The 26,118-nt window shown below is 63.3% G+C and carries 21 protein-coding genes, 1 tRNA gene and 1 other RNA gene; 11 read left to right on the top strand and 12 right to left on the bottom strand.

Annotation, left to right across the window (positions count from 1 at the left end):
• Nucleotides 1–122: 122 nt before the first annotated feature.
• Complete coding sequence (locus RMN99_RS11360; protein ID WP_309623431.1) at nt 123–527, top strand: host attachment protein; 405 nt, start codon at nt 123–125, stop codon at nt 525–527.
• On the opposite strand, the gene RMN99_RS11355 is transcribed toward RMN99_RS11360, so the two are convergent.
• Nucleotides 524–1,939, bottom strand: coding sequence for a pyridoxal-dependent decarboxylase (locus RMN99_RS11355; RefSeq protein ID WP_309623430.1), 1,416 nt, complete (start codon nt 1,937–1,939; stop codon nt 524–526). The two genes, RMN99_RS11360 and RMN99_RS11355, sit on opposite strands and share 4 nt — an antisense overlap.
• Before the next feature lie 47 nt (nt 1,940–1,986).
• Between RMN99_RS11355 and RMN99_RS11350 the strand changes: the two genes are divergently transcribed.
• The 3 genes from RMN99_RS11350 to RMN99_RS11340 all read left to right on the top strand — a co-directional run bounded on the left by RMN99_RS11350 (nt 1,987) and on the right by RMN99_RS11340 (nt 7,504).
• Nucleotides 1,987–2,253 (top strand): succinate dehydrogenase assembly factor 2, encoded by a 267-nt coding sequence (locus RMN99_RS11350; RefSeq protein ID WP_309623429.1) that lies wholly within the window; start codon nt 1,987–1,989, stop codon nt 2,251–2,253.
• A 219-nt stretch (nt 2,254–2,472) separates the two neighbouring features.
• Nucleotides 2,473–5,946 (top strand): transcription-repair coupling factor, encoded by a 3,474-nt coding sequence (gene mfd, locus RMN99_RS11345; RefSeq protein WP_309623428.1) that lies wholly within the window; start codon nt 2,473–2,475, stop codon nt 5,944–5,946.
• Nucleotides 5,947–5,998: 52 nt separating this feature from the next.
• A complete protein-coding gene (locus RMN99_RS11340; RefSeq protein ID WP_309623427.1) occupies nt 5,999–7,504 on the top strand; it encodes a glycosyltransferase family 39 protein in 1,506 nt (501 codons plus the stop codon).
• On the opposite strand, the gene RMN99_RS11335 is transcribed toward RMN99_RS11340, so the two are convergent.
• On the bottom strand, nt 7,494–8,789 hold the full coding sequence (locus RMN99_RS11335; RefSeq protein WP_309623426.1) for a bifunctional diguanylate cyclase/phosphodiesterase: 1,296 nt from the start codon (nt 8,787–8,789) through the stop codon (nt 7,494–7,496). The two genes, RMN99_RS11340 and RMN99_RS11335, sit on opposite strands and share 11 nt — an antisense overlap.
• Nucleotides 8,790–8,860: 71 nt before the next feature.
• On the opposite strand from RMN99_RS11335, the gene RMN99_RS11330 reads away from it, so the two are divergent.
• Both RMN99_RS11330 and RMN99_RS11325 read left to right on the top strand, forming a co-directional pair.
• On the top strand, nt 8,861–9,640 hold the full coding sequence (locus RMN99_RS11330) for an NAD kinase (protein WP_309623425.1): 780 nt from the start codon (nt 8,861–8,863) through the stop codon (nt 9,638–9,640).
• Between the two features lie 172 nt (nt 9,641–9,812).
• Nucleotides 9,813–9,887 (top strand) — tRNA-Asn (locus RMN99_RS11325).
• Nucleotides 9,888–9,937: 50 nt separating this feature from the next.
• Here the strand turns inward: RMN99_RS11325 and RMN99_RS11320 are convergent.
• From RMN99_RS11320 to RMN99_RS11310, 3 genes are all read right to left on the bottom strand, one after another.
• Nucleotides 9,938–10,678: a sulfite exporter TauE/SafE family protein gene (locus RMN99_RS11320; protein ID WP_309623424.1), complete on the bottom strand. Its 741-nt coding sequence runs from the start codon at nt 10,676–10,678 to the stop codon at nt 9,938–9,940.
• Nucleotides 10,679–10,790: 112 nt separating this feature from the next.
• On the bottom strand, nt 10,791–13,523 hold the full coding sequence (secA, locus tag RMN99_RS11315; RefSeq protein WP_309623423.1) for a preprotein translocase subunit SecA: 2,733 nt from the start codon (nt 13,521–13,523) through the stop codon (nt 10,791–10,793).
• 97 nt (nt 13,524–13,620) lie between these two features.
• Nucleotides 13,621–13,893, bottom strand: a complete 273-nt coding sequence (locus RMN99_RS11310; RefSeq protein ID WP_309623422.1) for a hypothetical protein — start codon at nt 13,891–13,893, stop codon at nt 13,621–13,623.
• 105 nt (nt 13,894–13,998) lie between these two features.
• Between RMN99_RS11310 and RMN99_RS11305 the strand changes: the two genes are divergently transcribed.
• Complete coding sequence (locus RMN99_RS11305; RefSeq protein ID WP_309623421.1) at nt 13,999–15,048, top strand: acyltransferase; 1,050 nt, start codon at nt 13,999–14,001, stop codon at nt 15,046–15,048.
• Nucleotides 15,049–15,068: 20 nt separating this feature from the next.
• Here RMN99_RS11305 and RMN99_RS14405 read toward each other — a convergent pair whose 3' ends face one another.
• The 3 genes from RMN99_RS14405 to lon all read right to left on the bottom strand — a co-directional run bounded on the left by RMN99_RS14405 (nt 15,069) and on the right by lon (nt 18,494).
• Entirely contained in the window at nt 15,069–15,506 is a 438-nt protein-coding gene (locus tag RMN99_RS14405) for a TonB family protein (RefSeq protein WP_409035253.1), read from the bottom strand.
• A gap of 96 nt (nt 15,507–15,602) precedes the next feature.
• Nucleotides 15,603–15,875, bottom strand: coding sequence for an HU family DNA-binding protein (locus RMN99_RS11300; protein WP_309623420.1), 273 nt, complete (start codon nt 15,873–15,875; stop codon nt 15,603–15,605).
• A 213-nt stretch (nt 15,876–16,088) separates the two neighbouring features.
• On the bottom strand, nt 16,089–18,494 hold the full coding sequence (gene lon / locus RMN99_RS11295) for an endopeptidase La (RefSeq protein WP_309623419.1): 2,406 nt from the start codon (nt 18,492–18,494) through the stop codon (nt 16,089–16,091).
• A gap of 181 nt (nt 18,495–18,675) precedes the next feature.
• On the opposite strand from lon, the gene RMN99_RS11290 reads away from it, so the two are divergent.
• Entirely contained in the window at nt 18,676–19,455 is a 780-nt protein-coding gene (locus tag RMN99_RS11290; RefSeq protein WP_309623418.1) for a hypothetical protein, read from the top strand.
• Here the strand turns inward: RMN99_RS11290 and RMN99_RS11285 are convergent.
• Nucleotides 19,452–21,485 carry an amidohydrolase family protein gene (locus RMN99_RS11285; RefSeq protein ID WP_309623417.1) on the bottom strand — a complete coding sequence of 678 codons (2,034 nt, stop codon included), beginning with the start codon at nt 21,483–21,485 and terminating at the stop codon, nt 19,452–19,454. The genes RMN99_RS11290 and RMN99_RS11285 overlap by 4 nt on opposite strands.
• Before the next feature lie 149 nt (nt 21,486–21,634).
• Between RMN99_RS11285 and RMN99_RS11280 the strand changes: the two genes are divergently transcribed.
• Complete coding sequence (locus RMN99_RS11280) at nt 21,635–22,945, top strand: amidohydrolase family protein (RefSeq protein ID WP_309623416.1); 1,311 nt, start codon at nt 21,635–21,637, stop codon at nt 22,943–22,945.
• 56 nt (nt 22,946–23,001) lie between these two features.
• On the opposite strand, the gene RMN99_RS11275 is transcribed toward RMN99_RS11280, so the two are convergent.
• Complete coding sequence (locus RMN99_RS11275) at nt 23,002–23,340, bottom strand: YbaB/EbfC family nucleoid-associated protein (protein ID WP_309623415.1); 339 nt, start codon at nt 23,338–23,340, stop codon at nt 23,002–23,004.
• A 1-nt stretch (nt 23,341) separates the two neighbouring features.
• Nucleotides 23,342–25,114, bottom strand: coding sequence for a DNA polymerase III subunit gamma/tau (locus RMN99_RS11270; protein WP_309623414.1), 1,773 nt, complete (start codon nt 25,112–25,114; stop codon nt 23,342–23,344).
• A 122-nt stretch (nt 25,115–25,236) separates the two neighbouring features.
• On the opposite strand from RMN99_RS11270, the gene RMN99_RS11265 reads away from it, so the two are divergent.
• Nucleotides 25,237–25,374 carry a hypothetical protein gene (locus tag RMN99_RS11265; protein ID WP_309623413.1) on the top strand — a complete coding sequence of 46 codons (138 nt, stop codon included), beginning with the start codon at nt 25,237–25,239 and terminating at the stop codon, nt 25,372–25,374.
• A 107-nt stretch (nt 25,375–25,481) separates the two neighbouring features.
• Nucleotides 25,482–25,973, top strand: coding sequence for a hypothetical protein (locus RMN99_RS11260; protein WP_309623412.1), 492 nt, complete (start codon nt 25,482–25,484; stop codon nt 25,971–25,973).
• A 22-nt stretch (nt 25,974–25,995) separates the two neighbouring features.
• On the opposite strand, the gene ffs is transcribed toward RMN99_RS11260, so the two are convergent.
• Nucleotides 25,996–26,090: signal recognition particle sRNA small type (ffs, locus tag RMN99_RS11255), an RNA gene on the bottom strand.
• Nucleotides 26,091–26,118: the final 28 nt, after the last annotated feature.

Raw genomic sequence — 26,118 nt, 5'->3', positions numbered from 1 at the left:
GCGCGGCGCGCGCCGCTGGGCAGCGGAATTTTCATGGCCTTTTGACCCAGCGCATGGACGATCGGAACCGAATGTCCTTTTGCTGCGTTCTCCCCGATCAAGGGCCCGACAAGGAGCAGGCAATGCTATTACCCCACGCTGCCGTCATCGCGCTGGTCGATGGCCAGAATTTCGAACTTTACCGCAACGCTGGCGATGAAGCAGAACCCGCGCTGACCGCGCTCGACAGCCCCAAACTGGATGCCAGCAACCATTCGGCCAGTGCCCACCATTCGGTTCCGGGCAACCATGCCAATCGCCAGGTTTCCGAAGACGCCCACGCCATCGCCGCAACCCACTGGCTCAACACCCAGGTGCTGGACGGTTCGATCAAGGCGCTGGTGATCTTTGCCAGCCCCAAGACCCTGGGCGAGATGCGCCGCCACTATCACAAGCTGACCGAGCAGGCCGTGATCGAGGAATTCAACAAAGACTATGTGGGCAAGGCACCGGCCGAGATCGTCGCGGCGCTGCGGGCCAAAAACTAACCAGCCTGCACCGCCTCCCAGGCGCTCCGCACTGCTTCCACGGTGATCTGGCCATCCTTGTCAGTCGTCGCGATCGAGCAGACGGATACCCGCATGACCAGCCGCCCGCGCCACAGTGACGTGCCCATGAAGGCGACCGCATCCTGCTGGATCCGCTCAACCGTAGCCTGGGTCAAGCGGTCGCCCGCCTGGTCGCCTTGATCCGCGCCGAAGCGGACAATGAACTGGTTGAGTTCGGGCTGGCCCAGCACTTCCACACCCGGGATCGCCGCCATATCCGCGGCCATTGCCTGCGCGATGCGGATATCGTCATCGACCATTTTGGCAATCCCGGCCCGCCCCAGCCGCCGCATCATCGCCCAGGCCGCAAACCCGCGCGCGCGGCGCGAAAGTTCGGGCACGTAAGCGCCGGGGTGGCGGAACTGATCGTTGTCGCGGGTCAGATAGCTAGCCTGCATATCCATCGCCCGGCGGTGCGCGGCTTCGTGGCGAACGATCGCGAAGCCGCAGTCATAGGGGGTCTGCAGCCACTTATGCCCATCGGTCGCCATCGAATCCGCCAGTTCGATCCCGTCCAGCAGGTGGCGATGCTTTTCGCTCGCCCGCGCCCACAGGCCAAAGGCGCCATCGACATGCACCCACCCACCCGTAGCGTGAACCATCGGCACGATCTCGGCGAAGGGATCGCTGACCCCGGTATTGATTTGCCCGCTCTGGCCGATCACGATTGCGGGATCGCTGCTGGCCTTCAACGCGCGTTCCAGATCGCCCGGCAGCATCCGGCCTAGGCTGTCGGTGGCGATGGTCGTGACCCGCTTTTCGCCCAAACCCAGATAGCGGAGACCGGAAAACACGGTGTTGTGCGCATCGGCCCCGATCAGCACGCGCAAGTTCGGCGCGCCGTACAGCCCGTCGCTCTCCACATCCCAGCCTTGCCGCGACAGCAATTCGCCGCGCGCCGCCGCCAGCCCGACAAAGTTGGCGATCGTTGCCCCGCTGACCAGCCCGACCGAACTTTCGGGTGGAAGATCGAGCAATTCGAGCAGCCACCGCGCCGCCACAGCTTCCACTGCTGCGGCAGCAGGCGACATCGGGATGCCCGCACCGTTCTGGCCCCAGGCTGAGGTCAGCCAGTCTGCCGCCACCCCGGCAATGTGCGAGCTGCCGTTGACCCAGGCGTAAAAGCGCGGCGCGACGATTCCGCGCAGGCCATCGCGCGCGCCGCTATCCAGTTCAGCAATCAGGCTGGGGGCATCGGTGCCGTGATCGGGCACCGGGCCATCGAAGCGGGCGTGGATTTCGCCGTACCCGGCAACCGGCACCGTTTCAGCAGCAGCAATGTCGCGCCGGTATTCCGCCGCCAACTGCGCGGCTAGTTCCAGTGCGGCGAAATCCTGATCGTTGGTGCTCAAACTGACTCTCCCTTGCGGCGGCGCTAAGTGCCCCCTAATCGCGCCTTATGAGCGACACATCCCGAATCAAGCGGCTAAAGTTCCGCGCCTGGCACCGCGGCACCCGCGAGGCCGATTACATGATCGGCTGCTTCTTCGATGTCCACCATGCCGGGTGGTCGGCAGCCGAACGCGATTGGTTCGAGGCGCTGCTGGACGAAGAGGATGTCGAAATCATGGCATGGGCGCTGGGCACGATGGACGTGCCGGAGAAATACCAGGGCGCGCAGATGGACGCGTTCAAAAAGCTCGACTTCGTTAAAATCCCGCGCTGAAAGTCCCCCTCCTGCTTGCGGGAGGGGTTAGGGGTGGGTCTGTTGGCGAGGGATAAGCAAACTCGGCTTCACGCCTGATTGACCCACCCCCAACCCCTCCCGCAAGCGGGAGGGGAGAACATTCGACATCGTCGGTTGGCATGGCTAAGGCCCCAGCTTCGATTCCCTACCCCGCTGGCCGCAAAAACGGCACGCGGGGCAATTGGCTATGCGCGAACGATGCCTGATCTGTCCAAACTGTTGAGTGCCAAGGCTCCGCTGACCCTCGCCTCGCTGGCGCGCGGGGCACAGCCGTTGGTGCTGGCCGATCTCGCCCGCGCCGCGAAGGGCCGCGCAGTGTTCATCGCGCCTGATGAAGCGGCGATGCAGGGTATCGCCGACAGCGCGCAGTTTTTCGCCCCCGAACTCGATGTGATCGCGTTCCCATCGTGGGACTGCCTGCCCTATGACCGGGCCAGTCCGGCGCTGTCGGTATCGGCGCGGCGGTTGGCGGCACTGCAAAAGCTGCAATTATCCGGCACCGCGCCGCAACTGTTCGTCACCACGATCAACGCCGCGCTGCAACGCGTGCTGACCCCGTTCCGGGTGCGCGAAAATGTGAAACTGCTGAAGCCCGGCATGGTGATCGGGCGCGAAAGCCTGATCGCGCTGCTCCAGCGGCAGGGCTACAGCCGCACCGATACCGTCGCCGACGCCGGCGAATTTGCGGTGCGTGGGTCGATTTTCGATGTGTTCCCCTCAGGGCTGGAAGGCGGCCTCCGGCTCGATTTCTTTGGTGACGAGCTGGAAAGCCTGCGGCTGTTCGATCCCAATACTCAGCGCACCACCGGCGTGCTGGACGAGCACGTGCTTCTACCTGCCAGCGAAGCACTGCTCGATGAAGACAGCATCAAGCGCTTCCGCGGCCGCTACCGCGAACTGTTCGGTGCCAATGCCACCGGCGATCCGCTTTACCAGGCCGTCAGCGACGGACGGCGGCTGGCGGGGATGGAACACTGGCTGCCGCTGTTCGAGGACCGGCTGGTCAGCCTGTTCGATCATCTTTCCGCCAATGACGTGATGGTGATCGACAGCGCCGCGATGGGCGCGGCCGAGGAACGGCTTGGCGACATTGCCGATTATTACGCCGCCCGAACCGAAAACGCCGGCAAGGCGGCGGGCAGTTATCGCCCGCTCGGGCCCGATGCGCTTTATCTTGCGCGCGGCGAATTCGATGCGGTGCTGGCGGGGCATCCGGTGCACCGCGCTGATATCTTTGCCCAGCCCGAAAGCGCCGCTGTGGTCGATTTCGGTTTTGCCAGCGGACGCGACTTTGCGCCTGAACGCGCCCGCGGTGACAACGTTTACGAGGCTGCCGCCAAGTATCTCACCGGCCAGGCCAAGCGCGGCAAGAAGGCGCTGATCGCCGCCTACAGCGAAGGCAGCCGCGCCCGGATTACAGAAATCCTGGGTGAAGCGGCGCGCCCGGCCCCGGTCCTCGCCAACGGCTGGCAGGAAGCCTTGGGCATGGCGGCCAAGGGCACGCCGGTGGCGATGGTGCTGCCGCTGGAAAGCGGGTTCGCCAACGACGAGATCGACCTCGTTACCGAGCAGGACATTCTGGGCGACCGGTTGGTGCGCCGCAAACGCCGCCGCAAGGGCGCCGAAGCCTTCATGGCCGAGCTGGCGGCGCTTTCCCCAGGCGATCTGGTGGTCCACATGGAGCACGGGATCGGACGCTATATTGGCCTGCAATCTATCCCGGTCGGCAAAAGCCCACATGACTGCGTGGCGCTGGAATATGCCGGCGGCGACAAGCTGTATGTTCCGGTCGAGAATATCGACGTGCTGTCGCGCTATGGCTCGGACGCGGAATTCGTCGGGCTTGACCGGCTGGGCGGCGAAGGCTGGCAAAAGCGCAAGAGCCGGCTGAAAGAGCGCATCCGCGAAATCGCGCACGAGCTGCTTAAAACCGCCGCCTTGCGCGCGCTGCGCACCGCCCCGGCGCTCGAGGCCGATGGCAGCTACAACCAGTTTGTCGAAGGGTTCCCGTGGCAGGAAACCGAAGATCAGGAAGCCGCGATCGACGATGTGCTCAGCGATCTGGCGCAAGGCCGGCCGATGGACCGGCTGGTGTGCGGCGATGTCGGGTTCGGCAAGACCGAAGTGGCTTTGCGCGCCGCTTTCGTGTCGGCAATGGCCGGGCAGCAAGTGGCGATAATCGCCCCCACCACGCTGTTGGCGCGCCAGCACTTCACCAATTTCAGCGAGCGGTTTACCGGCTTTCCGCTGAAAGTCGGGCGACTTTCGCGGCTGGTGGGAGACAAGGAAGCCAAGGCAACCAAGGCCGGGCTGGCCGAAGGCACCACCGATATCGTCATTGGCACCCATGCGCTCCTGGCAAAAAGCCTGAGCTTCAAGCGGCTTGGCCTTGTTATCGTTGATGAAGAACAGCGCTTTGGGGTGAGTCATAAGGAAGCGCTCAAGCAACTGCGCACCAATGTGCATATGCTCACGCTTACCGCCACGCCCATCCCGCGGACGCTGCAGATGGCGATGTCTGGCCTGCGCGAACTGTCCACCATCCAGACCGCGCCGGTCGACCGGCTGACGGTGCGGACCTATGTGATGGAATGGGACGAGATCGTGATGCGCGAGGCCTTGCTGCGCGAACATCACCGCGGCGGGCAGAGCTTTATCGTCGTGCCGCGCATCGCCGATATGGCCGATGTCGAAAAGTGGCTGCACGATACTGTGCCCGAAGTGCGCTTCATCGCGGCGCATGGCCAGATGGCGGCCAGCGAAGTGGAAGAGCGGATGAGCGCCTTCTACGAGAAGAAGTACGAAGTGTTGCTTTCGACCACGATCGTTGAAAGCGGCCTCGATATCCCCAGTGCCAACACCATTATCATCCACCGCGCCGACCGGTTCGGCCTCGCCCAGCTCTATCAGCTGCGCGGGCGGGTGGGCCGATCAAAGCTGCGCGCCTATGCCTATCTCACCACACCGGCCGATAACCAGCTGTCCGAAGTGGCGGAAAAGCGACTAAAAGTGCTGGGCGACCTCGACTCGCTCGGTGCCGGGTTCCAGCTCGCCAGCCATGATCTCGACATTCGCGGCGCGGGCAACCTGCTCGGCGATGAACAATCGGGTCACATCCGCGAAGTCGGCTTCGAACTTTACCAGTCGATGCTGGAAGACGCGATTCTGGCGGCCAAGGCGGGCGAAATGGGCCTGGCGCGCGAACGCCATGCGATGAGCCCGCAGATCACCGTCGATGCGCCGATCATGATCCCCGAGGACTACGTGCCCGATCTGGCGGTGCGCATGGCGCTCTATCGCCGCCTCAACGACGCCGAGGACCAGGCCGAGATCGAAGGATTGTCGGCCGAAATGATCGACCGGTTCGGTCCATTGCCGCCGCCCACGGTCAATCTGATCAAGCTGATCCAGATCAAGCGTCAGGCGATCGAGGCCAACATTGCCAAGATCGACGTTGGCGAAAAAGGCAGTCTGGTCTCGTTCCATGGTGACAATTTCCCCGATCCCGCCGCCCTCATCAACTATGCCGCGCGGCTGGAAGGCACGATCAAGCTGCGTCCCGACAGCAAGATCGTGGTCACCCGCGTCTGGGCCAATCCCGAAGCGCGGCTCAATGGCCTGTTCCAGCTGACCAAGGGACTGAGTGCGATTGCCCGCAAGGCGCGCCGCTAGCCCAGCGCAAGCGTTTGCCAAATTGCAGGAATTTGGCGGCATAAACCGTTCCATGAAGCTACGCATCCGCCCCACGGCCCCAATCGCCGCGCTGATCCTGGCGCTGTCGGTGCTGGTCACCCAGTTTGTCAGCCTGGGACGCGAAGTGATCGATCCCGATGAATCAACCTTCATCCTGATGGGCGCCGATGTCGCGAGCGGCCATTTGCCGTTTGTGGCGATGTTCGATCTCAAGCCGCCGATGATCTTCCTGCTGATCGGTAGCGTGCTGGTGGCATTTGGCAAAAGCCTCGTCGCGGTGCGACTTTTGGGCGATGTCCTGCTGTTCGGCACCGCGATGCTGACATTCCGCTTCGCCCGCCACCTAACCAGCGGCTGGGCGGCATTGGGCGGCGCGCTGGGCTATGTCGCTTTTGCCAGCATGGATCTGGGCCAACCGACCTACAGCGAGATTCCCGCGCTGTTCTTTGGGATGTTCGCGTTGCTGATGCTGGTACGCACACCCGTGTCGCCGGGCCGCGCCGCGCTGGCCGGGCTGGGATTGGCGCTGGCAGTGCTTTCACGCACCAATCTTTATCAACTGCCGATCGTGTTCGGACTGCTTTTGCTGGTCGCTTCGCTGCGCCAGCGCGAGCAGGCGCACCCGCGCGCCTGGCTGGCCTTCGGGCTGGGCGGGCTGGTGCCGGTGGCAGCACTGGTGCTGACTTATGCTGCTGCCGGACAATTGCCCGTGCTCAAGCTGGCAATGATCGACGTACCTTGGGCCTATGCGCAGCAAGTCGGCCCGGCTGCGGCGGTGATCGAGCATATCAAGCAGTTCTACGTCAGCACGACGATGGAGCCGCTGATCGTCATACCGTTTGTGCTGCTGGCGCTGGGCGGAATGGGGCAGGCGGTGCGGTTGTGGCGCGATGCGGCGCAGCGCTGGGCCGTGATGCTGATCACGCTGGCAGCGGGCACACTGCTGGTCAGCCTTGCGTTGAGCGGGGCGGTTTACCCGCATTACTGGCTACAGTTGCTGCCGGTCCTGGCCGTGCTGTGCGCGCTTGGACTGGACCTTTTCGCCAGCCTGCCGCGCGCCGCGCCGCTGGCTGTGCTTGCAAGCTTGCTGCCGATCGCCGCCGCCAGCGCCGAACGCCTGCCGCAAGCCGCTGCGGTAATCAGCGATCCTGCAGCCATCGAAGGCTATTTCGAGGTGGCCAAGGCGGCACGCTTCATCACCTCCACCGGCGGCCCCAAGGCGAGCGTCTGGCCGTGGCGCTATCAACTGGTCAGCTGGTATCTTGACGATGCGCCGCTCTCCAAAGCCGGAGTTCAGCCCGAGAACATCGGTCGCCCGCCCATCGTCCGCCCGCTCGCTGAACATGGCTATATCGGGCCTGACGAAATCGGACGGCTGATGCAGCTGAAACCCGATTTCATTGTCACCGATGCCAAAGGCAAGGGCCAGGCTTGGCTGCGCGCGACGGAAAAGCCGATCGACGCCTGGCTGGCGCAGAATTATGAACTCGAAGCGCAGTTCGGCGACGTGCTGGTCTATCGCCGCTTCAGTTACTGAGCGCGTACTCGCGAAACGCTGCTGCATCCATCGGTTGGGCGCGCAGGAAGCCCTGATAGTGGCTGCAGCCCTCGCCCGCGGCAAGCTGGCGCTGGGCTTCGCTTTCCACCCCTTCGGCAATAACCTTGAGTTCAAGCGCGCGGGCCATCGCGATGATTGCGCGTAGCACCGCCAGATCGCGGGCACTGCCGGCCACGCCGTCGATCATTGCCCGGTCGAGCTTGAGGTAGTGGAGTGGCAAGAGCTGGAGATAGCGGAAATTGCAGAACCCCGCCCCGAAGTCATCCAGCGCAATCTGGATGCCTTGCGTCGCCAGCCGCCCAAGTACATCGGCGGCATGGGTAACATCGCCCAGCAACACCTGCTCGGTCACTTCCAGCGTCAGCCGCCAGGGGGCGAACCGGGTCTGCTTGATCAGCGCCGCAAGCTGTTTGTCATAGTCTGCCCCGGCAAGGTCTGCAGGCGTGACGTTAAGCGACAGGCGCAGGTCCATCGGCCATTTGTGTGCCGCCTGCAGCGCGAGGCGCGCGATATGTCCGGAAAGCTGCGCCACATGGTCGGCGCGTTCGGCAATGGTGAACAGCGCGCCGGCCCCCAGCTTGCCAAGCTTGGGGTGGTTCCAGCGCGCCAGCGCCTCCGCCCCGGTCAGGCGGTTGTCGGCGCAGGCGAACTGCGGCTGGAACACCACCTCGATCTCGCCCCTGTCGAGCGCCTGGATCAGATCGGCTTCGAGCTGTGCGGCGCTGAGACCAAGCCGTGTGGCTTCGCCATCCGCCCAGGCCAGACGGCGCCCGGATTGCGCCATCGCGGTTTCCAGCGTCTGCCCCAGCCGGTCGAGCACGCTCGCGGGATCATCAGCATCGGTCGCGCGCAGCAGCGCGGCGCGCGGCGACAGGCGCAAGGTGCCGGCAGAAGTCACGATCGGCCGGGCCAGCGCGGCCAGCAATTGCCCCGCCGCAAGCTGCCAGGCTTCGCGGCTGCACGGCTCATTCGCGATCAGCAGGAACCGGCTGCCGCCATCGCGCACGGCCAGCCACGCGCCTTCGATTTCGGCGGCGGCGAAGTGGCGCAGGCGCTGCGCCACTTCGACCAGCGCGGCATCGCCAGCGGCGGTTCCGAAGGCCAGGTTTTGCGCATCAAAACGGCGAAAGCCGACCAGCAGGGCATGGATTGATCCGCCCGCCGTCTGCCATTCGGCCAACCGCGCCAGTGCCGTATCGCGTGTGCCCAGCCCGGTCAGGGCATCGCCTTGCGGCGCGGGATCGCAGGATGGCGGCGCGTTCATCTCTGGCTGCTTAGCAGAATGGTCCTACCAAAGTGTTGGCCAGAAGGCGTTCCTGCCGTAAAGCGCCAGCGATGCCGAATTCCTCCCGCCTTGCCCTGCTTGTCAGCGATACCGAACGCGCGCAGGCCGCTGCCGAAATGCTGCGCCAGGACCATGCGTTCGTGCCGCTTGACGAAGCCGATGTGGCAGTGGTGCTGGGCGGCGATGGACAGATGCTGCACGCACTGCACCAGATGCTTGATGCGGGGCGCGTGATCCCCGCCTATGGCCTCAACCTTGGCACCGTTGGCTTCTTGATGAACCAGCCGCGTTCCAGTCGTCCTTTGGCAGAGCGGATCGCCCGGGCGCGGCCGCTGGCGGTCAATCCGTTGGCGATGACCGCGTTCACCGGCGACGGGCGCGAACACAAGGCCAGCGCGATCAACGAAGTGTCGTTGCTGCGCGAAACCCGGCAAACCGCGCGGCTCGAAATTCTGGTCAATGGCAAGGTCCGGATTGCGGAGCTGTTTTGCGACGGGATCCTGGTGGCGACGCCCGCGGGCTCCACCGCCTATAACCTGTCAGCCCATGGCCCGATCCTGCCGATGGGTTCGGCGATGCTGGCGCTGACCCCGATCAGCCCGTTCCGCCCGCGGCGTTGGCGCGGGGCGATCATCCCGGACAATTACGAGATCGAATTTCGTGTGCTCGATCCCGAAAAGCGCCCGGTGGCTGCGGTGGCCGATCAGCAGGAATTGCGCGATATTCTCTCGGTCAAGGTCAAGGTCGCGCGCGAAGAGCAGCTGACCTTGCTGTTCGATCCGGGCAAGACGCTGGAAGAGCGGATTTTCGCCGAACAGTTCCAGATCTAGTCCCCCACCCGCTTGCGGCAGGGGTTAGGGGTAGGCCTGTTCGGGGATTGGATGCGACGCGCCCACCCCCGCCCCCACCCGCAAGCGGGAGGGGAGAAACTTGTCGGCCATATCTTGCCAAACCGAATCGCCCTGTTATAGGCGCTCCCCTGCCCGCAGGTGGGGGGAACATTCCCCGATAGCTCAGCGGTAGAGTAGGTGACTGTTAATCACTTGGCCGTAGGTTCGAATCCTACTCGGGGAGCCACCCCACCCGGGCATATGCAAAGCCCCGCCCTCACCGGCGGGGCTTTTGCTTCAGGTCGGCCAGAGCAGCCGCGTACCGGCCCAGATGGTCAGCGCGGCGGTCAGCCAGCGCAGCACCCGTTCGGGCAAGACCCGCAGCGCCAGCAGGCTGCCGATCTGTCCGCCCAGCACCACTGCAATCAGCAACGGCAAGGCACCGGTCAAAGCCTCGCCAAACACGCCCGCGCCGTGCTTGATGGCCTGGCCGTATAACCCGGCCAGCGAATTGATCAGGATGAACAGCGCGGTCGTCGCCGCAATCGCGCGGGCACTGGCCCAGCGGGTGAAATGCAGCAGCGGCGCGAGAAATATGCCACCGCCAATACCCGTCAGCCCGGCCAGATAGCCCAGCGGCGCAGCGGCCAGCGGCATGAACCGTGCTGCGGCGCTTGGCGGCGCATTCGCGGTGGCCGCTCGCGGCAACAGCAGCGCCAGCCCTGCGCCGACCAGACTGAGACCCAGCAAGAACAAGAAGGTGGCCTCCTTGATCGGCGTCATCCCGCCCAGCAAAGCCGCCGGGGCGGCAACCGCCGCCAGCACCAGCGCGCGCTTCCACGGCGTCACCCCGGCGCGGCCAAACCGCAGCGAGCTTCCGGTAACCACTGCCACGTTGCAGCACAGGCTGACGATCGGCAGCAGCCGGTAATCGAACCCCGCCAGGCTCAGCAGCGCACTGTAGGTCGATCCGCCGCCGAACCCGACCGAGGCATAGAGCAGCGCGGTGACGAAGAATCCGATCGGCAGCCAGATCACGTTGGTCTCCCCTCCCGCTTGCAGGAGGGGCCAGGGGTGGGCCACTCCGGTGATTGAGCAAAGCAGGTGACTGACCCACCCCTAACCCTTCCCGCAAGCGGGAGGGGGATTTTCAAACCATCGCCCCGTGGCAATGCTTGTACTTTTCGCCCGAACCGCACGGACACGGTGCGTTGCGCGAAAGGCCGAGCTCGGCATAGGGATCGCCCGCGCCCGGGTTGGCCAGCACGCCGCTCGCCGCCGAAGCTTCGGCCGCGCCCAGCGCGCTCATCATCGCCAGTGCGCCCGGGGTGCTGGCGTCATTTTCCCCGGTGAAGGGATCGATGTGGCTGGTCAGAAAATCGGGCAGATTGGGCATTTGCACCGCTTCGGGCATGCGCAGCTCGCTGTTCATCAGGATCCGCGTCACGTCTTCACGGATGGCTTCGAGCATCCGTTCGAACAGGCCGAAGGCTTCCTGCTTGTATTCGTTGATCGGGGTTTTCTGCGCATAGGCGCGCAGGAACACCACCTGGCGCAGCGCATCGAGCGTGGCGAGATGCTCTTTCCAGTGATGGTCAAGCCGGTCGAGCATGATCTGCTTTTCAACCTGGCGCCACATTTCGGCGTCGCTGCCGATCTTTGCCGCCATCTTTTCGTCTGAAAGCGCGGCGATCCGCTCCTCGATATCCTGCGGTTCAAGGCCATCTTCCTTGAGCCAGTCCTGCACCGGCACGTCGATCCCCAGCACCTCGAAGGTCCGGCCGCGCAGCGCGTCGATGTTCCACTGTTCGGGATAGGATCCCGGTGGGCAGGCATCGCCGACAATCGCGTTGACGGTATCGTTGCGCATGTCTTCGACCACATCGTCGAGCGTATCGGCATCCATGATGTCGGCGCGCTGTTCGTAGATCACCTTGCGTTGATCGTTCATCACGTCGTCGTATTCGACCACCTGCTTGCGGATGTCGTAATTGCGCGCCTCGACCTTTTTCTGCGCGGTCTCGATCGCTTTTGACAGCCAGCGCGAACCGATCGCCTCGCCGTCAGCCAGGTTGGCGTTCATCATCTTGCTGAACAGCGTGTCCGGTCCGAAGATGCGCAGCAGATCGTCTTCCAGGCAGAGGTAGAACTTCGACAGGCCAGGATCCCCCTGACGGCCCGAACGGCCGCGCAGCTGGTTATCGATACGGCGGCTTTCGTGCCGTTCGGTGCCGATCACGCAGAGGCCGCCAGCGGCCAGCACGCGCTCCCTTTCGGCGTCGATTTCGGCCTTCATCTGGGCGATCGCCTTTTCACGGACCTTCTCGTCCGCTTCATCCTTAAGCTCATCATCGATGCGGAATTCAAGGTTGCCGCCGAGCTTGATGTCGGTGCCGCGTCCGGCCATATTGGTGGCGATGGTCACCGCGCCCATCCGCCCGGCCTGAGCGACGATGTGCGCTTCCATCTCGTGGAAACGGGCGTTGAGCACGGCGTGCTTGACCCCTTCCTGCGTCAGGTAGTCCGACAGCAGTTCCGACTTCTCGATCGAAACCGTGCCGACCAGCACCGGCTGGCCGATCTTGCTTTTCTCCGCGATCAGCTTGGCGATCGCCTGGAACTTGTCAGCAGTGTTCTTGTAGAATTCGTCTTCCTCGTCGATCCGCAGCACCGCCACATTGGTGGGGATGGTGACGACGCTCAACTTGTAGATGTCGAAGAATTCGGCCGCTTCGGTGGCGGCGGTGCCGGTCATCCCGGAAATCTTGGGGTACATGCGGAAATAGTTCTGGAAAGTGACCGAGGCCATCGTCTGGTTTTCAGGCTCGATCTGGACGCCTTCCTTGGCTTCCACCGCCTGGTGCAGGCCGTTCGACCAGCGCCGCCCGTCCATCATCCGGCCGGTGAATTCATCGATGATAATGATCTTCTCATCCTTGACGATGTAATCGATGTCGCGCTTGAACATGACATTGGCCTTGAGGCTCTGGTCAAGGTGGTGAACCACCTGGGTGTTCTCGACATCGTAAAGGTTCGATCCGGTCAGCATCCCCGCCGCTTCAAACTGACGTTCGGCCCATTCCACCCCGTCTTCGGTCAGGGTGATGTTCTTGGTCTTCTCGTCCTTTTCATAATGGGCTTCGGCCAGCTGCTTCACCACCGCATCGACCGACAGGTACAAGTCGCTCTTGTCATCGGTCGGGCCCGAGATGATCAGCGGGGTGCGGGCTTCGTCGATCAGGATCGAATCCACTTCATCGACGACCGCGAAGTTGAACGGGCGGTGCACCATCTGGCCGCGCTCGTGCTTCATGTTGTCGCGCAGGTAATCGAAGCCCAGCTCGTTGTTGGTGGCGTAGGTAATGTCCGAAAAATACGCCTCGCGGCGTTCCGGCTCGCTGAGGTTGGGCACGATCACGCCCACCGTCAGCCCAAGGAACGTGTAGATCTGCCCCATCCAGTCGGCGTCGCGGCGGGCCAGGTAATCGTTGACCGTGACAACGTGGACACCCTTGCCCTCCAGCGCATTGAGATAGCAGGCCAGCGTCGCCACCAGGGTCTTGCCTTCGCCGGTGCGCATCTCCGCGATTTCGCCGCGGTGCAGCACCATGCCGCCGATCATCTGGACATCGAAATGACGCATGCCAAGCGTGCGGATCGAAGCTTCGCGCACCGTGGCGAAAGCTTCGGGCAAGATATCGTCAAGGCTGCGCCCTTCGGTCAGGAAGCGGCGGAACTTGTCGGTCTGGGCCTGCAGCTCTTCATCGGTCAGCGCCGCGATGCTGGGTTCGAACGCATTGATCTGCTGGACAACTTTTTCCATCTTCTTGACGTAGCGGTCGTTGGACGAACCGAAAATGCGCTTAGCAAATGCCCCGATCATGGGAAATTCCTGTAATTAGAATGATGTGAGAATATGGTTCAACGACGCCATGAATGGCATCGCAGCCTTGCTGGACAGGCTTGAAAAAGCGTCGGCGCTATTCGCGCGCGCGGTCGGCACCCAGCCGGACGGTCGGCGCCGCCCATGCGGGCAGCGGCAGCGCTTCAGGTGCAGGGCGCGGTGCCATGAACTGCGGCTGCGGCGCGGCGCGGAATGGCGCAGCGGCAGCAACCGCCACCACCCGCGCCGAGGTTTTGCTCCCCAGTGTCGCGCCGATCTCGACCTTGCCGCAAACCCGCGCCTCGGCAGGGGCAACCTGCGCGGCGAGCCCTGCAAACAGGGCGAGGATGGCAAGGACGATCCGGTTCATGCGTGAAGGCATATATAGGCGGTCTGCCTTAACGTCCAGTGGACGCGGTTGATCTTCGCGCCCCAAGCTGTTGTAACAGGCCAAACAGGGAGGGAATCCAGCATCATGGCAACACCGGCAGCCGCCCCGGCGCATAGCCCGCGCATGTTCCAGCTCGACGGACTGCGCGGCATCGCGGCCTTCATGATCGTATTCTACCACCTCGATATCGTCTATGGCATCGGCGGCCCGTTCCAGCGCGGCTACCTGTTCGTCGATCTGTTCTTCCTCCTCTCCGGCTTCGTGCTGGCGGTTTCGACCGAGAAGAAGCTGCTGAGCGGGATTGGCGCGGTGGAATTCACCTGGGCGCGGTTCAAGCGGCTGTGGCCGCTGGTGGCGGTGGGGGCCGGCGTGGCGGTGGTGCGGGCCTTCGTGATCGGGATGGCCGATCCTTTGACCCTGCTGTGGTGGCTGGCGCTCGATCTGGTGATGCTGCCCAGCCTGGCCGGTGTGGGTCCGTTTTATCGCTACAACGGCCCGCAGTGGACGCTGTTCTACGAATTGCTCGCCAACTTCCTCCACGGCGCGGCGCTCAAGCGCGTGGGCACCGGGGCGATGCTGGCATTGGCTTTGGTCATGGGGGCCTGGTTGATCTACACCGTTCGGATCCACGGCTCGGACACGATGGGGGTCAACGCGCCGACCTGGAAGACCTGGTGGTACGCCCTGCCCCGCGTGTTCTTCGCTTATATTCTGGGGGTGTGGATCGGCCGCAAATACCGCGAAGGCTTCCGCACGCCGGGCCTGCCATGGTGGCTGGCGCTGGCGCTGCCGGTGCTGGGGACCGCCGCAGTGCCCTATCTGCCGCTGGGCAAGGTGGCGGGTGATCTGGCCTTCGTGATGCTGTTCCTGCCGTTGATGATGTGGGTGGTGGCGATGAGCCAGCCGCCCGCTGCGCTCAAGGCGCCGTTCGAATGGCTCGGCACCTATTCGCTGCCGCTCTACTGCGTGCACTTGACCGTGCTGGTCTGGACCAAGGAACTGGCCGGCAGTAACAGCGCAACTGTGGCTGCGCTGGCGGTTGGGATCGCGCTGGTGTTGTCGTGGGTCTTCTCGAAGCTGGTCAGCTTTACGAGCAAGCCGACGGTGGCGAAGGGTGCTCCTTCGACGTCTTGAGCGACAATCCCAGCTAAATCCTATTTTGGCGCAGGTGCGACCCACTTTGCACGCGCAGTGTACGATCCATTTGTCGGTCGGTTGTATCCGCTTCGTGCAGGGACAAATTTCGCGCGCTTCATCAGAACTTCGCATGTCTTTGCGTCAAGTTCTGGGTGGCCCGATGAACTCATAACGTCGCAAGCAATCGGTTTGCCCGTGTCGCTGATCAACAACCGGAACTGTGTGACGCCGGATTGGCCATTGCGCAGCTGTTTGGGATAGTCAGAACTGCGAACCCAACCACTTGGATCGCCTTTTGGCTTGGGTGGCGTGCGGGGATACGGCGTTGGAGGCGGCGGCGGCGGAGGCGGCGCTGGCGGCGCGGGAGCAAATACCGTTGCGGGCGGTTCGGCCTGATCAACAGCAGCAGCGCCTGCCTGAGCCAGGGATACGATCACGATTGGGATAAGTAGCATCAACCCATTATATTCGGACCAGACCCAAACACAAAACGCCGCGCCTGCCCTAGGGACAAGCGCGGCGCTTGAAACCGGAAATCCGGGGAACGCGTCTTAGTTGACGGCGTCCTTGAGGCCCTTGCCGGCCTTGAACTTGGGCTGCGACGATGCCTTGATCTGCATCGGTTCGCCGGTGCGCGGGTTGCGGCCGGTCGAGGCCTTGCGCTTGGCGACGTTGAAGGTGCCGAAGCCGACGAGGCGCACTTCGTCGCCCTTCTTCAGCGCGCCGGTGATGGCTTCGAACACGCCTTCGACGGCCTTGGTGGCGTCGCTCTTGGTCAAGCCGCTGGCGTCAGCAACTGCGCCGATCAGGTCATTTTTGTTCATATTGGGAACCCCCTACCTTGGTTAAGTGTGAAACGTTTTGATTCGACTTCAAACATGGCCGCGAATTGAGCGATTTTTGCGGAACCTGTCAAAGCCAAAGCGCGCATGTGACAAAAGATTATCCCCCATTTTCCGCCATTTTCGACGAACCGAGCAGAGACCGCGCTGCAGCGACGCCCATGCCGCAATGCAGCATCAAATTTAACCGATCGGTTAGTGTGCGGTTGTCGAAGGTGACGCGCCCGAACCACCCGGCTGGCTGGCCAGATCGTCCTCCTCGCTCCACTCGATCGCCTCTGGCGCATGAACCAGGGCGCGGGCCAGCACTTCATCAACGTGTGAAACTGGTATAATTTCAAGCCCTTCGAGCACGTTTTGGGGAATTTCGACGAGGTCTTTGCGGTTATCCTCGGGGATCAGCACGGTGGTGATCCCGCCGCGCAGCGCCGCCAGCAGCTTCTCCTTGAGGCCGCCGATCGGCAGAACCCGACCACGCAAAGTGACCTCGCCGGTCATCGCTACGTCCTTGCGCGCTGCAATACCGGTCAGCGTCGAGACGATCGAAGTGACCATGCCGATGCCGGCCGAAGGGCCATCCTTGGGCACCGCGCCTTCGGGCAAGTGGATGTGGATATCCTTGCGCGCGATCAGGCTGGGCTTGATTCCATAGGCCGGCGAGCGCGCTTTCACGAAGCTGAAGGCCGCTTGAATCGATTCGGTCATCACTTCGCCAAGCTTGCCGGTGGTCTTGATCGCGCCCTTGCCGGGCACGGTCACGCTCTCGATCGTCAGCAGTTCGCCGCCGACCGAGGTCCAGGCGAGGCCCGTCACCGCGCCGACCTGGTTCTCATCCTCGCCCATGCCGTGCTTGAACTTGCGCACCCCGGCATAATCGCCGAGGTTTTCAGGCGTGATCGTAACCGATTTGGTCTTGCCTTCGAGGATCTGGCGCAATGACTTGCGGGCCAGCCTGGCGATCTCGCGCTCAAGCGTGCGGACCCCGGCTTCGCGGGTGTAGTACTGGATCAGCGCACGCAGCCCCTCGGTGGTAAGCGCAAATTCGCCCTTCTTGAGGCCATGCGCCTTGACCTGCTTTTCAAACAGGTGCCGCTCGGCAATCTCGACCTTTTCGTCCTCGGTGTAACCTTCCAGCCGGATGATCTCCATCCGGTCAAGCAGCGCCTGCGGCAGGTTGAGGCTGTTGGCGGTGCAGACGAACATGACGTCCGACAGATCGTAATCCAGCTCAAGATAGTGGTCCTGGAACTTCGAATTCTGTTCGGGATCGAGCACTTCCAAGAGCGCCGAAGCCGGATCGCCGCGAAAATCCTGGCCGAGCTTGTCGATCTCGTCGAGCAGGAACAGCGGATTGCTGGTACCGGCCTTTTTTAGGTTCGAAATAACCTTGCCCGGCAGCGAACCGATATAGGTGCGGCGGTGGCCGCGGATTTCGGCTTCGTCACGCACGCCGCCCAGCGACTGGCGAATGAATTCGCGGCCCGTCGCCTTGGCAATCGACTTGCCGAGCGAGGTCTTGCCCACCCCCGGCGGGCCGACCAGGCACAGGATCGGGCCCTTCAGCTGGTTGGTACGGGCCTGCACGGCCAGATATTCGACGATCCGGTCCTTGACCTTGTCGAGCGCATAGTGATCGCCATCAAGGACGGCCTGGGCCGCCGCGATATCCTTCTTGAGCTTGCTTTTCTTGCCCCACGGCAGCCCCAGCAGCACATCAAGGTAGTTGCGGATTACGGTGGCTTCCGCGCTCATCGGCTGCATGGTCTTGAGCTTCTTGAGCTCGGTATTGGCCTTGGCGCGGGCTTCTTTCGACAGCTTGAGTTTGTCGATCTTGTCCTGCAGTTCCTGCAGTTCGTTAGCCTCGCCATCATCGCCGCCGCCCAGCTCGCTCTGGATCGCCTTCAACTGCTCGTTGAGGTAATATTCGCGCTGGGTCTTTTCCATCTGGCGCTTCACGCGCCCGCGGATCCGGCGCTCCACCTGGAGCACGCCAAGCTCGCCCTCCATGAAGGAATGGACCATTTCCAGCCGCTTGAGCGGGTCGGCTTCGCTCAGCAAGGCCTGCTTGTCGGCAACCTTGGCCTGGATATGCGCGGCAACGCTATCGGCCAGCAGGTCGGCGTCAACGATATCACCCAGGTTGTCACCCGCATCTTGCGGCAGCTTCTTGTTGAGCTTGGCATATTCGCCGAACGTATCGACGACCGTGCGCATCATCGCCGAAACTTCGCTGCCCGACACGCCGACCGGCGCGACTTCGTCAACTTTGACCACGACCATTTCGCCGCCGACACCCTGTTCCAGCCACAGCGCTTCATGGCTGGCACGGTGCTTTGCTTCAACCAGCACGCGCACAGTGCCATCGGGCAGCTTGAGCAGCTGCAGCACCGTGGCAACCACACCGATATCGTACAGATCGTTCTCGTCCGGATCGTCACAGCCGGGATCAAGCTGGGCGAGCAGGAAAATATCCTTATCGCTTTCAGAAGCCATCGCCGCTTCGAGCGCGGCCACGCTTTTCTCGCGGCCGACGAACAGCGGCACAACCATACCGGGGAACACGACAATATCGCGCAAGGGAAGCAGGGGGTACTGTTTCATATGTCCATCCAATCGGCCCATCGCCCGAGGCCATACGGGTGAATCCCGTCCTTGAGGCGGGATATGGGACTGCCCTGCCCGCGGTGCAATGGCCGTTCAGCCTATCGTTGTGGATTGGCTGTTGACCCGGACTTTCGCCCAGCCCACTCCGTACGCCCGCCAACGCAGGAAGCCTTGCCCAATGGAACACCGCATCACCCTGGCCAAAGTCCCTGCCGTTACGCTGGGTTTCTGGATCATCAAGATCCTCGCCACCACCCTGGGCGAAACCGCAGGGGACGCGGTGAGCATGTCCTGGCTGGGCGAAACCACCAGCGCGGCAACCGGCTGGGGCTATTTGATCGGAACCGCGATCTTCATCGTACCCTTGGGTTTGCTGGTCGCGGCACAGATCAGAGCGCGGCAGTTTCATCCGGCGCTCTATTGGCTGACGATCATCGCCTCGACCACCGCTGGCACCACCATGGCCGATTTCGCCACCCGCTCGATGGGGATCGGCTATGCTGGCGGATCGCTGCTGCTGCTGATTGCCGTGGTGGGCTGCCTGTGGTTGTGGAACCGGACGCTGGGCTCGATCGATGTGGGCACAGTATCTGAACCCAGGGCCGAGGCGTTCTATTGGACCACAATCACGTTTTCGCAAACGCTGGGCACTGCGCTTGGCGATTGGGTGGCGGATTCCGGGCCGGGTTACCTGGGCGCAGCATTGCTGTTTGGCGCGGCGCTGGGGCTGGTGGCGTTGCTGCATTACCGCACCAGCATCAGCAAGGCAGTGCTGTTCTGGGCCGCCTTCATCCTCACCCGTCCGCTCGGCGCCACGGTGGGCGATTTTCTTGACAAGCCGCTGGCCAGCGGCGGTCTCGATATGAGCCGCCCGCTGGCCAGCGCAGTGCTAACCGGGTTAATTGTGGCGCTGGTTTGGATGCTGCCGCAGCGCGCAGGACAGCATCCCAAGACCTAGAGCGGCCGCCCCGAATAGCCGGCGGCGCTGCGCAGATCGTCGGCGTTCATCAGCTTGCCGTCCATCATCACCCAGCGGGTCTGGCGCAGATCGCCCATGCGTGCTTCGGGATCGCCTTCAACCAGCACCAGATCGGCTACCTTGCCGACCACGATCGAGCCGGTCTTGCCGTCCACCTTGTTAAGCCGCGCCGGATTGATCGTCGCCGTGGCCAGCGCCTCGCCCGGGGTCATGCCGGCCTGCAGGTAAAGTTCGAGCTCGCGGATCAGTTCGATCCCATAGCCGTCGGTACCGGCAACGATCGGCACCCCGGCCTTATGCATCAGGCCGATCAGCGCGATCATCCTGGCAAAGCTGGCACGGTAGTCTGCGCGGGTCAGCCCGGCGGGCACGGCAAAGCCGCCTGAACGCATAAAGCGCTCGGTCGCGACCGGCAAAGTGCCGATGAACGGCGCATAGGCCGCTGAAAGATCTCCGTTCTCCGGCACATAGAGGCCTTCGAACGTAACGATGGTCGGATCCGAATAGACCCCCTTGGCCGCCATCGTGCTGATCAGCGCGGTCATTTCCGGGCTCTTGAAGTCCATGTCTTTGGCATAACGCCCGGGCGCCTCGAACCGGGCGATGCCGTTGTCGAGAGGCAGCACTTCGGCCGGTACGCCTTCCATCACGATCCAGTTGATATGCGTGATTTCGTCATAGCCATCGGCCACCGCGACGCTTGGCCGGATCGAATTGGGGATATGGCCATGAACGTGCAGCCCCAGCCTGTGCGCCTCGGCAATCGCGGCGGGCAGCCAGTGGTAATCGAAAGTGCCGTAGAATTTGACCCCGGTGAACCCCAGCGCCTTGGCCCGGCGGACATGGGCGATCGCCTCGTCCTGGGTGGTCGCAACACTGGCCATCTGGGCGGTAAAGGGACCCTTCCCGTCGATCAGCATCGAGGCATAGACGTGCGGCAGCAGCAATTGCTCGGCTTCCACCCGCTTGCGCCGGTCCAGCGTGCGCGAATCGCGGTTACCCGGATCGCGCACCGAGGTGACGCCCAGCGAAAGTTCCTGCGGCCCGGTGTAATCGTCGGCAATGTGCATGTGGCTGTCCCACAGCCCGGGCAGCAGCGTCTTGCCGGTGCCGTCGAACACCCTCGCGCCCGCAGGCACCGGCGTCGATCCGGCCGGACCGACTGCGGCGATGATCTTGCCCGATACCACCACCGTCTGGCCGGTCAGGAAGCGCTTGTTGTCGGCATCGTAGAGTTTGACGTTGGTGAAGGCCACCGGCGTGGTCGGTTTCTGGACAAGCTGCTTGTAAAGCCGCGGTGCTGCCTTGGCCAATTCGGCGGTCTGGATCTGGTCAAGCCGCGCGCCTTCACCGGCATAGGCATCGGGCAGCCACGACAGGAACCCGGTCGATCCGAAGAACTTGCCCTTGGCATCGGCCCACATCGTAACCGGTGTGTTGGATAGCCCCAGGATCTGCCACAGCGTAACCGGCTTGGCAGTCTTGCCCTTGCCGACCACGACCGTCACCAACCGTTCGGCCCGCGCCTCACCGCCCGGCAGCAGCGCCATCTTGCGGCCCGGCGCGGTGAGCAGACGTTCGAGCGCCCAGCCGCTGGTATCCATCGGCCCGCCCAGGGTCAGGTAGAACTTGCCTTTGGCATCGCGCGCTTCGCCCTTGTCCACCGGGCTTTGCCAGTTGGCGATCCCGCCAGTCAGGCTGAAGGATTCTGCGGCATCACCCTGCGGCGTCACCCCGCGCACCGTCACTTTGGCTGGCATCCCGTCGCGCCCCGGCTTGCCGGTATAGTCAACGTCCCACACCTGTCCGCGCAGGTTGAAGCTTTCGCGCGCCTTGCGGGTGCCATCGGGCAAGGTCCACGACCAGCTATCGCCATGCTTGCCGGCGGTTGACTGGATCACGAAGTGGCGGGCACCTGCCGGGGGTTTGTCCAGCTGAGCCGATGGGGTCTGGGTAATCGCGCTGGAAGCCATCAACAGCGCGGCAAGGGACGCAATCGCGATACGCATGAATAGTCCTCCAAGAAGAAACCGTGCGACCGCCTGCTCTTGCCGCCGGTTATGCACCCGATTGCGGGGCGCGCAAGTGGCCAGTTGCCAAGTGCCAATCGTCGCACGATAACCCGCACCCGGGACCGCAACACAGGGAATTCGATCCGATGCGCAAACTCACATTCACTGCACTGGCCAGCGCGCTGGCCTTCAGCATGCCGGTGGCATCGCAGGATGCCGAAGCCCCCAAGCAGACGGTCATCACCGCAGCGCGCTACCTTGACGTCGCCAGCGGCAAATACATCGAATACCCCGCGATCTTCATCGGTGCAGACGGCCGCATCACCGGCATTGCCGATGCCCGCACGGTGCGCTGGGGTGCAAACGTCAAACATATCGACATGAGCGGCAAGACCCTGCTCCCCGGCCTGATCGACATGCACGTCCACCTTGATAGCCCGGCTGACATCGGCGGCTGGCGCGGACTTGAATATACCGACAGCTTCTTTTCGGTGATGACCGCGGCCAACGGACGGACGATGCTCGATGCCGGGTTCACCACGGTCCGCAATGTCGGCAGCGGCAACCGCAACGATATCGGGCTGCAGCAGGCGGTCGATAGCGGGCGGATCATCGGCCCGCGGATCGTTGGCGCGGGTTATGCGCTGGGAACCACCGGCGGGCACTGCGACATTACCGGGCTGCCCCCCAGCATGGAGAAAGAGCGCAAGGCCGAAGGGGTCGCCGATTCGCCAGTGGACTTTCGCTATCAGGTGCGCCGCCAGAAGAAATACGGCGCGCGGGTGATCAAGATCTGCGCCACCGGCGGGGTCTTCTCGCACTATGACGAGCCCGGTCAGCAGCAGATGACTGCGCCCGAACTGGAAGCGGTGGCAGACGAAGCACACATGGCCGGGCTGCGCGTTGCGGCCCATGCCCACGGCGCAAGCGGAATCAAGGCCGCGATCCGTGCCGGGATCGATACCATCGAACACGCCAGCCTGGTTGATGATGAAGGGATCAAGCTGGCGGTCGAGCGCAAGCAGCCGGTGTGGTTCGCGATGGACATCTACAACACCGATTACACCCAGGCTGAGGGCAAGAAGAACGGCGTGCTGGAAGACAGCATGCGCAAGGACCGTGAGATTGGCCAGTTGCAGCGCGACAATTTCCGCAGGGCCTACCGGGCCGGTGTGCGGATGATCTTCGGCACTGACGCCGGGGTGATGCCGCACGGCCTTGCCGCACACCAGTTTGCGGTGATGGTGCAATACGGCATGACCCCGCTCGACGCGATCCGCGCCGCCACGCTCAACGCCGCGATGGCGCTGGGCTGGGAAAAGGACGTCGGCCAGATCGCGGTGGGGCGTTATGCCGATTTCGTTGCGGTGGACGGCGATCCGCTCGCCAATGTCCGCGAGCTGGAAGGCGTCGATGGGGTAATCAAGGGCGGTGTGGTGATCGAACGGGCGCGATAAAGCACAGCGGTTGAATCCTCTCCATTTTGCGAAGCCAAATGGGGAGGATCAAAAAATCACATCCCGGGCAGCTTGAACCCCGGCGGCAGGCCCATGCTGCTTTGCATCCTGGTCATTTCTTCTCCCGAAACCGCATCCGCCTTGCTGCGCGCGTCGTTGAAGGCGGCGGCGATCAGGTCTTCAAGGATGCCCTTTTCTGATGGCTGCAGCAGGCTGTCATCGATCGAGACGCCGATCACCCGGCCCTTGGCCGAGGCGCGAACCTTGACCAGTCCTCCACCCGAAACGCCTTCAACCTCGATCCCGTCGAGCTTGCCCTGCATTTCGTCCATCTGCTTTTGAATGGTCTCGGCCGCTTGTTGCGCCGCCTGGATCATTTCTTCCATCGATTTCACGTCAGCTTCTCCATTTGTTGCCCACGCCGGCAACGCGTTGGTCTTTTTCCTCATCGAGCAGTTCAGCCCCGGGGAACGCGGTCAGTGCGGCTTCGACCATCGGATCGGCCAGCACAGCAGCGCGTGCAGCATCGCGGGCCGCTTCAGCGGCTTCGCGCAAGGTCGGCGCGGCATCGCCTTCGATCCGGCTGACCTGCCAGCGCTCACCCGTGGCGCGCAGCAAGGCATCGCGCAATTCTGCACTGGGATCGCCGGGATAATCGGGGGCGAGCGCATAAGTCAGCTCGCCGTGCTGGAGGTCCGCAACGCGCACCCAGTCATGCATGATTTGCGATATCCGCAGCTGTCCGGATTGCTCAACCATGTGGACCAGCGCGGCCCAATCGGCAGACATCGGCGCGGCCGCTTGGGGTATTACGGCGGGCGATTCATCCGGCACGGCGGCAGCCGGCGCGCGCGCGGCCAGTTCCTCCAGCTTCTTCACCAGCTTGCCCGGATCGGGCAGATCGCCGGCATGCTGGACCCGCAGCAAGGCCATCTTCGCGGCGACCAGCGGATCGGGTGCGGCGCGCACTTCGTCGTGGCCCTTGAGCAGCAGTTGCCACAAGCGGTGCAACTGGCCCGGCGTCAGCGCCCCGGCCCATTCGGCAATTGCCGCGCGTTCTTCGGCCGAAATGCCATCGCCCCCGCCCTTGCCCAGCTGGGCGACGGTGATCCGGTGAGTCAGTTCCATCGCCGAACGCATCAGCGCGATCGGCTCCACCCCCAGCGCGAACTGGTGATCGACCAGATCGAGTAGCGCGCTGCCATCACCGCCCAGCAGCGCAGCAAACAGGTGGCGCTGCACCGATTTGTCCGCCAGCCCCAGCATGTCACGGACCTGCGCGGCGCTGACCGTACCGGCCCCGCCCAGATCGGCGTGGGCAATCGCCTGGTCGAGGATCGAGAGGCCATCGCGCGCCGATCCTTCGGCGGCGGCGGCGATCATCGCCAGCCCCTCCGCTTCGGCCGCAACGCCCTCGGCTTTGCAGATCCGGCCGAAATGATCGGCGAGCAGTTCGGCTGAAATGCGCCGCAGATCGAACCGCTGGCAACGGCTTAGCACGGTGACCGGCAGCTTGTCCGCCTCGGTTGTCGCAAACAGGAATTTCACATGCGGTGGCGGCTCTTCCAGCGTCTTCAGAAGCGCGTTGAAAGCGTTGCGGCTAAGCATGTGGACTTCATCGATGATGTAGATCTTGTAGCGCGCTGAAACCGCAGCATAGCGCACCGCCTCAATGATTTCGCGCACGTCGTCCACCCCGGTGTGGCTGGCGGCGTCCATTTCGATCACGTCGATATGGCGGCCTTCAGCAATCGCGACGCAGGGTTCGCACACACCGCAGGGATCGATCGTCGGCCCGCCCTGCCCATCGGGCCCGATGCAGTTGAGCGCCTTGGCGATCAGCCGCGCGGTTGAGGTCTTGCCCACCCCGCGCACCCCGGTCATCAGGAAGGCATGCGCCAGCCGCTCGCGCTTGATCGCATTGGCCAGCGTTTGCACCATCGCATCCTGGCCCAGCAGCTCGGAAAAAGTCTGCGGGCGATATTTGCGCGCTAGCACGCGATAGGGCTGCGCCGGAATATCTGCGGACGCAGCACTGGGCGTTGGCGCAGGCGGCGCGGCCGATTCCGGCGCGCCGAACATCGATTCCTGCCCGGCCGCTTCCAGTTCGGCGGCGCTGGGCGCTTCGTCTTCGGGCTCGTCGCCGGTAAGGTGGGGGGAATCGTCCATCGCTTTGCAGGTTAGGCTGCCGCGCGGCGAAAGTCGATTGGCGCAGGGCGCGGCTACACGAATTGTCCGCTTGTCGGGCAATGTCGGTTGGGGCTGTCATGCCGGGAAAGGAAACTTATCCCATGCTCACTGTTCTTGCCATGGTTGCTGCCGCTGCGAGCAGCTTCGGCCTGACCAAGCCGAACCCGGCTGAAATGCCGGTGCTGGCGATGGCCGATTGCGAAAGTGACAGGACGCACAATGTCCGCGACCCTTCTTAATGTTTACTCCTCGATATGGCAGCGCGTTTTGCGCACTATTCTCCGCTGCATTGCTCTGGCCCAAGTTTGCTGTCAGATTGCGCCATACGGCAGGGGGAGTTGTTCACATGCTGACCATTCTAGCGTTTTTGGCCGCCGCCGCCGCCAGCCCTGGCGTGACCAAGCCCAAGCCGATGACCATTCCCACACTCACCACGGCCATGTGTCTTGATGAAGATGCTGCCGCCAAAATCGGGGAGGAGCTGGATGGACCGTTGGGTCCGGGGGATGACGATTACAACGAACAATGGCAGCAGTATATTTCAGCCCGTTTGGCCAAACTGGGTCTGTCCGAGCCAGAACAGAACGCGCTGCTGCAACGGGTAACTACATCGAAGAAGTACACCGATCTTGATGCGAAGAATCAGAAGATCCTGGCGTCCGTGGGCAAGGAAATGGAAGCGCTCGACGAAGCGGAGGATGAAGCTGAGGAATGCAGGATCATGGTCCGGGCCTTCGCCAGGATGAAGCCGTTGGCCCTAAACACCCAGAAGCAGTGGGAACTGGTCGACGCCGAAATCGTGGCCGAGGCGAAACGCCGGAAGATCAAGCTCGATTGAGCGACCTCGTTCGGCACTGCGCTGAAAAGGAGCCGACCGACCCGCCGCAACCCGTTGTGGCTGCTTCCTTCCGGACCTGACCAAGTTGGCGAGCGCAAACGTCCGACCGACTCCCGGCGGCGCATATGGCGGCGCTGTCGCGTTT

It is taken from the genome of Novosphingobium sp. (genome assembly GCF_031417815.1).
Classification (GTDB): domain Bacteria; phylum Pseudomonadota; class Alphaproteobacteria; order Sphingomonadales; family Sphingomonadaceae; genus Novosphingobium.
Note: the sequence above shows the minus strand (reverse complement) of the source record. Positions and strands in the feature narration are given on the sequence as shown.

Coding starts and splice junctions, on each gene's coding strand:
- RMN99_RS11290 (WP_309623418.1), top strand. CDS start 18,676: ATGGAACACCGCATCACCCTGGCCAAAGTCCCTGCCGTTACGCTGGGT.
- RMN99_RS11310 (WP_309623422.1), bottom strand. CDS start 13,893: ATGAACCGGATCGTCCTTGCCATCCTCGCCCTGTTTGCAGGGCTCGCC.
- RMN99_RS11270 (WP_309623414.1), bottom strand. CDS start 25,114: ATGGACGATTCCCCCCACCTTACCGGCGACGAGCCCGAAGACGAAGCG.
- RMN99_RS11300 (WP_309623420.1), bottom strand. CDS start 15,875: ATGAACAAAAATGACCTGATCGGCGCAGTTGCTGACGCCAGCGGCTTG.
- RMN99_RS11340 (WP_309623427.1), top strand. CDS start 5,999: ATGAAGCTACGCATCCGCCCCACGGCCCCAATCGCCGCGCTGATCCTG.
- mfd (WP_309623428.1), top strand. CDS start 2,473: ATGCCTGATCTGTCCAAACTGTTGAGTGCCAAGGCTCCGCTGACCCTC.
- RMN99_RS11280 (WP_309623416.1), top strand. CDS start 21,635: ATGCGCAAACTCACATTCACTGCACTGGCCAGCGCGCTGGCCTTCAGC.
- RMN99_RS11285 (WP_309623417.1), bottom strand. CDS start 21,485: ATGCGTATCGCGATTGCGTCCCTTGCCGCGCTGTTGATGGCTTCCAGC.
- RMN99_RS11360 (WP_309623431.1), top strand. CDS start 123: ATGCTATTACCCCACGCTGCCGTCATCGCGCTGGTCGATGGCCAGAAT.
- RMN99_RS14405 (WP_409035253.1), bottom strand. CDS start 15,506: ATGCTACTTATCCCAATCGTGATCGTATCCCTGGCTCAGGCAGGCGCT.
- RMN99_RS11265 (WP_309623413.1), top strand. CDS start 25,237: ATGCTCACTGTTCTTGCCATGGTTGCTGCCGCTGCGAGCAGCTTCGGC.
- RMN99_RS11335 (WP_309623426.1), bottom strand. CDS start 8,789: ATGAACGCGCCGCCATCCTGCGATCCCGCGCCGCAAGGCGATGCCCTG.
- RMN99_RS11330 (WP_309623425.1), top strand. CDS start 8,861: ATGCCGAATTCCTCCCGCCTTGCCCTGCTTGTCAGCGATACCGAACGC.
- RMN99_RS11260 (WP_309623412.1), top strand. CDS start 25,482: ATGCTGACCATTCTAGCGTTTTTGGCCGCCGCCGCCGCCAGCCCTGGC.
- lon (WP_309623419.1), bottom strand. CDS start 18,494: ATGAAACAGTACCCCCTGCTTCCCTTGCGCGATATTGTCGTGTTCCCC.
- RMN99_RS11305 (WP_309623421.1), top strand. CDS start 13,999: ATGGCAACACCGGCAGCCGCCCCGGCGCATAGCCCGCGCATGTTCCAG.
- secA (WP_309623423.1), bottom strand. CDS start 13,523: ATGATCGGGGCATTTGCTAAGCGCATTTTCGGTTCGTCCAACGACCGC.
- RMN99_RS11350 (WP_309623429.1), top strand. CDS start 1,987: ATGAGCGACACATCCCGAATCAAGCGGCTAAAGTTCCGCGCCTGGCAC.